This window comes from Dactylosporangium sp. NPDC000555 (genome assembly GCF_040300025.1).
Taxonomy (GTDB): Bacteria; Actinomycetota; Actinomycetes; order Mycobacteriales; family Micromonosporaceae; genus Dactylosporangium.
In genome coordinates, this window is the sequence record NZ_JBEPDB010000033.1 from 72,785 (window position 1) to 80,292 (window position 7,508).

Annotated in this window: 7 protein-coding genes; 3 read left to right on the plus strand and 4 right to left on the minus strand. The window is 70.3% G+C overall.

All coding sequences use genetic code 11. The features are described 5' to 3' along the window. Window positions 1-3: 3 nt before the first annotated feature. The gene (locus ABT297_RS21045) at window positions 4-1,776 is read right to left on the minus strand and encodes an extracellular solute-binding protein (RefSeq protein WP_350552025.1); all 1,773 of its coding nucleotides are present in this window, start codon (window positions 1,774-1,776) and stop codon (window positions 4-6) included. Between the two features lie 120 nt (window positions 1,777-1,896). On the opposite strand from ABT297_RS21045, the gene ABT297_RS21050 reads away from it, so the two are divergent. Beyond that, window positions 1,897-2,631: an AAA family ATPase gene (locus ABT297_RS21050; RefSeq protein WP_350552027.1), complete on the plus strand. Its 735-nt coding sequence runs from the start codon at window positions 1,897-1,899 to the stop codon at window positions 2,629-2,631. Window positions 2,632-2,648: 17 nt separating this feature from the next. Here ABT297_RS21050 and ABT297_RS21055 read toward each other — a convergent pair whose 3' ends face one another. Continuing rightward, window positions 2,649-2,888 carry an SGNH/GDSL hydrolase family protein gene (locus ABT297_RS21055; protein ID WP_350552030.1) on the minus strand — a complete coding sequence of 80 codons (240 nt, stop codon included), beginning with the start codon at window positions 2,886-2,888 and terminating at the stop codon, window positions 2,649-2,651. A gap of 66 nt (window positions 2,889-2,954) precedes the next feature. Here ABT297_RS21055 and ABT297_RS21060 point away from each other — a divergent pair, with 66 nt between their 5' ends. Then, window positions 2,955-4,610, plus strand: coding sequence for a hypothetical protein (locus tag ABT297_RS21060; RefSeq protein WP_350552033.1), 1,656 nt, complete (start codon window positions 2,955-2,957; stop codon window positions 4,608-4,610). Between the two features lie 104 nt (window positions 4,611-4,714). Here the strand turns inward: ABT297_RS21060 and ABT297_RS21065 are convergent, their stop codons facing one another. After that, window positions 4,715-5,362 (minus strand): hypothetical protein, encoded by a 648-nt coding sequence (locus ABT297_RS21065; RefSeq protein WP_350552036.1) that lies wholly within the window; start codon window positions 5,360-5,362, stop codon window positions 4,715-4,717. Window positions 5,363-5,534: 172 nt separating this feature from the next. Between ABT297_RS21065 and ABT297_RS21070 the strand changes: the two genes are divergently transcribed. Next, window positions 5,535-5,918 (plus strand): nuclear transport factor 2 family protein, encoded by a 384-nt coding sequence (locus tag ABT297_RS21070; protein WP_350552039.1) that lies wholly within the window; start codon window positions 5,535-5,537, stop codon window positions 5,916-5,918. Window positions 5,919-6,326: 408 nt separating this feature from the next. Here ABT297_RS21070 and ABT297_RS21075 read toward each other — a convergent pair. Further along, on the minus strand, window positions 6,327-7,508 hold a 1,182-nt coding region (locus tag ABT297_RS21075; RefSeq protein WP_350552041.1), incomplete at its 5' end, for a carbohydrate-binding protein.

Genomic DNA, 7,508 nt, shown 5'->3' on the forward strand with positions numbered 1-7,508 from the left:
CCGCTAGAAATTACTCAGCACCGAGCTGAAGATCTTGTCGATGCTGGCCGGGTCTTGCGCGTCGTAGGCGGCTGCCCGCGACACTTTCGCGATCTCGTCGAGCGTGACCAGGTCGGCGTCCTTGCCGAAGGCGATACCGAAGATGCGAACCGAGTTCTCCAGGCGTGACCCGCCCAGGTCGCGGAGCAGCTTCGCCTTGTCGTTGTCGGCCGGATACTCGTTGTGCCCATCGGTGAGCAGCACGACCGCGTTGATGCGGTCGGCGTCCAGCCGTTCCCGCATGTACCGGTCGGCGGCCCGGGCCGTGTGGTACAAGGCCGTGCCGCCATCGGCGCTCAGCGCCCGGATGACGTCGGTGAGTTGTTGCTTCGCGTCACGGATGCGCGACATCGGCAGCCGCTCGGTGTAGGGCTGCGCACCGTTCGGTCGCTGCCCCGAGAACGTCCACAGTGCCACCTCGTCGTCGGGATGCAGCAGGTCGAGGCTCGCGATTGCCGCGTTCTTCGCGGCTTCCAGCTTGCTGATGCCACCGGCTGCCTCCTCCTTCATCGAGCCCGAGACGTCGAGGACGAGCAGCACCCTCGCCTTCTTCCGCAGGTCGTCCCAGCCGGCGAGGATCTTGTCCAGCACCTCCCCGACGGGTGACTGGATCAGGCTGAGCTTCTGCCCGGCCGGGATCTGCAGGGTCTTCGCCAATTCGGGGCCGGCGTTGCCCTGGTGGTCGCGGAAGCCCATCGCCGCGAACGCGGCCTGCCGGTCTGGTTGCTGCAGGAACGCGAGGAAGTCCGCGGCCGCTTCCCGTTGTGCGTCACTGGCCGAAGGCAGCACCACGTACGGGTGGTCGAGCATCAGCGTGCCGTCCCGCGGCACCATCGGCACGAGCGGCACCGTGGGCGCCCGGCCATGCACCTTCGGGTCGCCGGTGGTGTTGCCCTTGTTGTAGAGGAAGGTGAGCTGCTCCTGATGCACGACGGCGCTGACGTACGACATCGCGGCGCCCTTCTCGTCGGCTTCGGCCAAGTTGGCGAGGAACTTCACCGCATCGTCGGTGTAGTGCAGGACACCGGCCTCGACCCCGCGAACGAAGTTGATCACATTGGGCTGGGTGAGATCGGCCGCCGTCAGTTCGCGGGAGAGGCCGGTCGCCGCGTAGTACGTGGCTACCGTCGCGGCCAGGCCGGACGTGGACCGGTGCGGGTTGTCCTTGCCGAAGGAGAAACGCCCCCACTCGGGATGGCCGTACCGGCCCCACCCCTGCGGATCGGACGCCAGCGCCAGCACGTCGCTCCACCCGAACTCGCGTTTCGGCCAGCCGAACGCCTCGGCCATCGGCTTCGGCATCGAGATGACCAACGGGCTCTGCGCGATCGATGGCATCTGCGTGCCGGCCGCCGGCACCACCTGCTTGCCGCTGGTGGCCTCCCGGTGGCGGGCCACCTGGAGCCACAACGATGCGGTGGGCGTCCACACCTGCGGTGCCGGCCCACCGTCGCGCCGTTCATCCCAGCCGGAGCCAAGCGCCTCCGCCGCCGCGCCGGACGTGAGCCGGTGCACGGTCACCGACGCGCACCGTTTGCCGCCGTACAGCTTGTCGGAGGCGTTGTAGCGGCGGGCCAAATCGATCATCAGGTCGGCCTTCTCGGTCGACGAGCTGACCTCGATGGGTTCACAGCCGGCTCGCCTGTCGGCGCCCGCCTCCCCGGGGTCGCGACCGAGCACCACATACGTCACCACGACGCCTATCAGACCGACGATCACCGCAATCACCAGCGGCATTCGCGCACGTGGCCCCGTGACAACGTCCATCGACGATCTCCTGTTCACCAGCAGAGCCCCGCATCGTAACCGACGGCCACAACACCGGCCGCCAATCGGCTGGCCGGTAGTGTCCTCGGCATGGAGGCGCGTAACAGGCAAGCCGGCCGCCTGGTGCGGCGCGTCGAGCGGGATCCGGGCGTCGAGTGGGACGCGGACGCGTGGTGGGCCCGCATTCCCGCCGTCCGCACGGTACTGGACGCGGGGCTTGACCTTCCGGCAGGCGTGACGTTTCTCGTCGGCGAGAACGGTTCGGGAAAGTCCACGCTGATCGAGGCGCTGGCGCAGGCGTACGGGCTGAACCCGGAGGGCGGCTCGCGGGGCGCGATGCACCGTACCCGGCACACCGAGTCCCCGTTGGGCGCGGTGTTGCGGCTGGTGCGTACCCCGGGCGGACGAGGCGACGCGTACTTCCTGCGAGCCGAGACCACCCACGGCCTCTACACATACCTGGAAGCGCTGCCCCGCTCGCCCGACTGGGACCTGCACGAGCGCAGCCACGGCGAGGGATTCCTGGCCCTGCTGGAACGCAAGTTCGCTCGGCCAGGCTTCTACCTGCTCGACGAGCCGGAGGCGGCCCTGTCGTTCACCTCCACCCTCAGCCTCATGGCCCGGCTGGCGGCCTTGGCCGAAGGCGGGGCGCAGATCGTGGTGGCCACACACTCCCCGGTGCTGACCGCGCTGCCAGCAGCGACCGTGCTGGAACTCGGCGAGCACGGTCTCCGGACGACGGCGTGGTCCGAACTCGCCGTCGTGGACCACTTCCGGTCGTTTCTCGACCGGCCCGACCGGTACCTGCATCACCTGCTTCGCTAACCGCGGCGAACCCGCGGTCACGCGACCAGGCGTAGCCAGGCGGCCGCGAGTGTGGCGTGACCGGGTGGCGTCGGGTGCACGCCGTCCGCGGTCCAGTGCTCCGGGCCGGTCGTCGCGGCCAGCTCGGCGAACATGCCGTCGGCGGCCAGCAGGTGCGCGTCGTACCGGGCGGCAAGCTCGCGCACGACCCGGATCTTCGGATCCAGGTCGGCGCGCCACTCCTTCCAGGTCCCCTCGCCGATGGACGCGTCGCCCACCTCGAGTTCGCCGCGGATCGGCAGCAGGAACGGCTCGATGAGGATCAGCTCGGTGCCGGCCTCGGCGTGTCGATCCTCGCCGGCGGCATCACACCGGCCTCGGCCACCGCGGTCTGCGCCGGCACCGCGGTGCCGGCCGCCGACGTCCCCGAGCTGCTCGCCGGCCTGGTCGACCGGTCGCTGTTCCAGCTCGCGCCCGACCCGGGCCGGTACCGGATGCTGGAGACGCTGCGCGAGTACGGCACCGACCGCCTGGCCGAGACGGGCGACCTCGGCACCGTCCGCGACCTGGCCGCCGGCTACTTCGCCGAGCTGATCGCCCGGCACGACCCGCCGCTGCGCGGACCCGGCCAACTGCCGGCCCTGCGAGTCGTCAGCGCCGAGTACGACAACGCGCTGGCCGCCCTGCGCCGGCGGTGCGACACCGGCGACGGCCCCGGCGCGGTCGCCCTCGCCCTGAACCTGACCTGGTACTGGCAGATGTTCGGCCGGCGCTCGGACGCGGCCTACTGGCTGGGCGAGGCGGTGGCGGTGCCCGGCGGCGAGGCGACCCCGGACCGCGACTGCGCCCGCGCGATCCACCTGCTCAGCTTCGGGGCCGGGATGACTGCCGAGCTGACCGACCGGCTGCTCGCCGATCCGGAGCTGACCGGCCGGTACGGCGCGCTCATCGCCCTGCTACCGGCGGAGCCGGTCCTCGAGCGCCTGGCCGGCGGCGGCGACGTGTGGCTGTCCGGGCTGGCCCACCTGTTGCGGGCCGAACGCGCCGAGAACGCGGGCGAGCTCGACCAGGTGCGCACCGACGTGGCGGCGGCCCTGGCCTGCTTCCGCCGGGCCGGCGACCGCTGGGGCCAGGCCACCGTGCTGCCGCTGCGCGCCCAGCTGCGGCAGTACGACGGCGACCTCGACGGCGCGCTCGCCGACCTGCGCGCGGCCCGATCGCTGGCCGGCGAGTTCGGCGCGCTCGGCCGCAGCGACGAGGTGTTCATCGACCTACGCTGGTTCGACCTGTACCTGCGGCGCGGCGACACCGACCTGGCGATCGCGGTGATCGGCTCGGCCCGGGAGCGGGCGCTGCGCGCGAACTCGCCGGAGACGCTGGCCCTGATCGACGCGTGGGAGGCCGGCTTCCGGGTGCGGCTCGGCGACCTGGACCGGGCGCGGGAGCTGCTCGACGATGCCGAACGGACGCTGCCCGGCGACACGACGTTCCCCGGTGACCACGCGCGGACGCTGCTCGGGAACATGCGGGCGGTGCTCTGCCTGGAGTTGGGCGACCAGGCCGGCGCGGGCGCGGCGTTGGCGAAGGCGTACGCGGCGGCGGTGGCGGCCCGGGACCTGCCGATCCTGTCGCTGGTGGCGGTGACCTCGGCCGCGTTCGTCTCGGCGCAGCGGCGGCAGCACGAGTCGGCCGTCCTGCTCGGCGCCGCCGCCCGGCTGCGCGGCGCGCACGACCGCACCGATCGGCGGTTTCGCGAACTCACCCGGCGAGGACGTGCCGCGCTGGGTGAGGAAGCCTTCGCCGAGGCGTACGGGAAGGGTTGGGAGCTGGACGGAAAGACGGCCGTGACCCAGGTCGATCCGGCGCGGCCGGCCGCGCGGTGGCCGGCCACGGCCGCCGCGGCGAAGAGCGAGACCGGGGCGGTGCGGTCACCGAACGAGGCGGCCGTCGGCGCGGTTGGTGCTGACGTCCACGACCGGCGCGTCGACCACACGCGTTGAGATGACTCAGCGGACCGCGGACTCTGGCTCTGGCCCTGGTTCTGGCTCGCCAATATCGGGGACCGGCTGCCGTCGGGGGAAGTGGGGGATCATGGCCGCGACCGTCACGAAAATCGGTCAGTGACCTCGGGCCGGACCCGGCGACGCACCGCGTTGGTGATTGCGCCGATGATGCCGAGCAGGACGGTATAGACCACCAGGACCGGCACCGCGATGTAGGCGACCTTGCGGACCACGGCGATCTGTTCGACGGTCGATTCCGGATAAAAGTTGATTTTTCCTGGGGCCCGTTCGTAGACCTCAACGACCTCGCCCGGCTTATATCCGCCCGCCTGCTCGCTAGTGACGTCGAGGTCGTAGCTCACCGGCTTGCCGGACTGGTCGGTAAACGTATATTTGTGCCGGTCGCAGCCGGAGTACTTTCGGTTCTTCTCGTACCTGGTGTAGGGCGCGACACAGCGCTCCGAGGCGATGGTCAGCGCGAACCTCGGGTGGCTGTCGATGGAGTCGACGCCGGCCACGTATACGACGGAGTACAGTGCGGCGATCGCGATCGGGATGCCGAGTACCACCAGCGGCACCCTCCGGGTCAGGCTGCCGAGACCGACGGCGGTAAACACTCCACCGACGAACGCCGTACCCAAGGCCATGCTCATGTTGTCCGACAGCAGCCGGAACCCGAGTGCGTATGAGCCCAGTGCCCACAGTGCGGCGAACCCGAGTACCAGCGGGACGCGCAGCAGTCTGATCATGCGCCCAGTGTCGAGCAAGACCAAGAGCCGTGCGCGCGAGGGTCCGGAACACGTCAGCGCATGTGCGCTATTGAGCGACGCTGTGGGGTTCCGAGCCACTCATCATGCTTGACCTGGACGGACGCAGCGCTCGGCCAGCCGTGGGGCATCAGCGTTACCCGAGACTTGGAACATGGAGCCTGGAGAGCCGGCCGAGCGCAGCGACCGCCTTGCCGCGATGTACGCAGCCTTCAACCGCCGCGACATTCCAGCGGTGCTCGCCGCGCTGGCGCCGAACGTGTCCTGGCCAAACGGTTGGGAGGGCGGCCGGGTCCACGGCCACGAGCAGGTCCGTGACTACTGGACCCGGCAGTGGGCCGAGATCGACCCGGTGGTGCTGCCGGTGGCGTTCGCCGCTGAGCCCGACGGTCGCGTGGCCGTGACGGTGCATCAGGTCGTACGGACCATGCAGGGCGCCGTCATCGCCGACGAGCGGGTCGAGCACGTGTACCGCTTCGCCGCCGACCTCGTCACCGACATGGAGATACACAGATCCGACTCCTGGTCCGAGGGCTGACCCTCGCGAACCATGCCGGCGGCAAGCGAATGCCCGGTGCTGGCGCCGATCCCGGGCCGCCGAGCGAGCCGCAGCGGCGTCCGCCGTCACCGCGATCCTCACGGACTGGTGGACGAAGCACACCCGCGATGACCGGAATCACGCGCGACCCGTGCCCGGCTGGAAGCGTGATCGAGCTTGCTCATCTGGCTCCCCTCCAGGTCAAGAGGTTGGGGTGGGCAATGTTTCTAGGCTCATTGGAGGCCACGTTCGTGGCGTGGCGCGAGGAGGCCGGCGGCGTGGTCGCCGCCGGCCTCCCGTGTGCTTGACGACGCACCCTGCGACGCCTTCCGCCACCGCGTGGACCAGTCCATCCAGCGCGACATCCTGGTCGCCCGCAGGCCGGTCCGCACTCCCGTGCAACGGACGCTACCGGTTGAACTGGAACCAGTTGAGGTTGACGAAGTCGGCGCCTGCCGTGCCGGTGAAGGTGAGGTACAGGGTGTGGACGCCGGTGGCCGCGCCGGTCAGGTTGGTGGTGGTGCTGGTCCAGGTCTGCCAGCCGCCGGTGGGGGTGACGGGGACGCTGGCGATGATCGGGCCGGTGGTGGAGTCCAGGCGGTACTGGATGGTGCCGCTGGACCCGCCGGAGGCCAGCCGCGTGGTCACCGACGCCGCGGTCGGGGTGCCGAAGTCCACGTTGGTGTAGGCGAGCCAGTCGCCGGGCGTGATGAAGCCGACGTTCTGGCCGCCGCCGATGTCGGTGGTGGTCTCCACCTGCGTGCCGGACTGGCTGGTGAAGCTCTCCGCCTGCCGCACGCTGTACGCGTTGGGCAGCGTGCCGCCGGCGTTGAACTGCAGCCAGTTGAGGTTGACGAAGTCGGCGCCCGCCGTGCCGGTGAAGGTGAGGTACAGGGTGTGGACGCCGGTGGCCGAGCCGGTCAGGTTGGTGGTGGTGCTGGTCCAGGTCTGCCAGCCGCCGGTGGCGGTGACGGGGACGCTGGCGATGATCGGGCCGGTGGTGGAGTCCAGGCGGTACTGGATGGTGCCGCTGGACCCGCCGGAGGCCAGCCGGGTCGTGACCGAGGCCGGCGAGGCCGCGCCGAAGTCGACGTTGGTGTAGGCGAGCCAGTCGCCGGGCGTGATGTAGCCGACTGCCTGGCCGCCACCGGTGTCGGTAGTGGTCTCCACCTGCGTGCCGGACTGGCTGGTGAAGCTCTCGGCCCGGATCTGGGTGTACGCGCTGCGCGTCGTCTGCTGCGTGCCCCACGGGACCTGGGTGGAGCGGTAGAAGTTGATGCCCTGCACCGTCCACCGTGGGCCCTGCGCGCCGAGCCGCACCTTGAAGGTGTCCCAGTTGCGTGCCGACTGCGGTGACCAGGCCAGTTCGGCGAGGGCGGGGAGCCGGGGGAAGGCCATGTACTCGATGTCGGCGAGTTTTGTGAGTGTCTCCGACCACATTGGAGCCTCGACGCCGAGGATGGCGTTGGCCGGTATGCCGGAGAGGTAGGTGCCGGGGTCCCAGTTGTAGGCGGTCTGTACCTCGATGAGGCCGGCCCAGCTCAGGCCGAGTGGGGTTTGGTTGTTGTACTTCATGTCGAGGTATGTCTT

Bases quoted from the DNA above. Each gene is read 5' to 3' on its own strand.
- ABT297_RS21050 (WP_350552027.1), top strand. From the start codon at position 1,897: ATGGAGGCGCGTAACAGGCAAGCCGGCCGCCTGGTGCGGCGCGTCGAG.
- ABT297_RS21045 (WP_350552025.1), bottom strand. From the start codon at position 1,776: ATGCCGCTGGTGATTGCGGTGATCGTCGGTCTGATAGGCGTCGTGGTG.
- ABT297_RS21070 (WP_350552039.1), top strand. From the start codon at position 5,535: ATGGAGCCTGGAGAGCCGGCCGAGCGCAGCGACCGCCTTGCCGCGATG.
- ABT297_RS21065 (WP_350552036.1), bottom strand. From the start codon at position 5,362: ATGATCAGACTGCTGCGCGTCCCGCTGGTACTCGGGTTCGCCGCACTG.